This is a genomic window from Rhizobium sp. PEPV16 (genome assembly GCF_008919455.1).
Taxonomy (GTDB): domain Bacteria; phylum Pseudomonadota; class Alphaproteobacteria; order Rhizobiales; family Rhizobiaceae; genus Rhizobium; species Rhizobium leguminosarum_Q.
On the sequence record NZ_VSZV01000028.1, the window covers coordinates 1 to 957 of the forward strand.

The window sequence follows — 957 nt, forward strand, 5'->3', positions numbered from 1 at the left end:
AGCGGCTCTGAGATGCTGACAGCCGGATCGACGACACGCACCGCTGCAGCAACAAACGCCGCCGGTGCCTTGCCCCGAAAGACGACGGCAAGCGGAACGGCCTATCACGAGGCCGGCAGCGGTGAGCCGCTGGTTCTCATTCATGGCGTCGGCATGCGGCTCGAGGCCTGGGCGCCGCAGATCGCATTTCTGTCTGCGGGCCATCGCATTATCGCCGTCGATATGCCGGGACATGGGGAGAGCGCACAGCTGCCGGCGGGCAGTCGGCTCGAGGAGTTCGTCGCCTGGTTCGGACGCTTTCTCGACGAGATCGCAATCGAAACGGCAAATGTTGCCGGGCACTCGATGGGCGCACTGGTTTCAGGAGGGGCAGCCGCGACCTTTGGCGAGCGGATCAGCCGCGTCGCTTACCTCAACGGCGTCTACAGGCGTGACCCTGAAGCAAAGGCCGCCGTCCTTGCGCGCGCCGCGGCCATTCCTCTAGCGGGCGTCGACAAGGAAGGTCCGCTGGCCCGCTGGTTCGGCGAAGATGCGGACAGCGTCACTGCGCGTGAATTGACGCGAAAATGGCTGAACCTCGTCGATCCCCAGGGATATGCCGTCGCTTACGCCGCTTTCGCGGGAGGAGACGAGACCTATGCTGACGGCTGGACAGACGTCGCTGGTCCGGCCCTGTTTCTGACGGGGTCCGATGATCCGAACTCGACGCCCCTGATGGCAACGCAAATGGCAGAGCTTGCGCCGCGGGGCTACGCCCGCATCGTCGAAGGTCATCGCCATATGGTGAACCTGACCGCACCTGATATCGTCAATTCGCTGCTCGCTGAGTGGCTATCGTTCGGGGAGGATGAACGATGACAATCCAGACTGTCGACCCAAGAGCACTGCGAGATGCATTCGGGGCTTTTCCGACCGGGGTGACTGTCGTCACCGCCTGTGACGGGGAAGGACATCCGA

Annotated in this window: 1 protein-coding gene and 1 pseudogene; both read left to right on the forward strand. The window is 63.5% G+C overall.

Annotated elements, in window-relative coordinates; genetic code table 11:
* Positions 1–12 precede the first annotated feature (12 nt).
* On the forward strand, positions 13–858 hold the full coding sequence (locus FY112_RS00190) for an alpha/beta fold hydrolase (protein WP_151517336.1): 846 nt from the start codon (positions 13–15) through the stop codon (positions 856–858).
* Positions 855–957, forward strand: a pseudogene (locus tag FY112_RS00195) (flavin reductase); the annotation flags it as partial. The gene FY112_RS00190 and the pseudogene FY112_RS00195, both read left to right, overlap by 4 nt.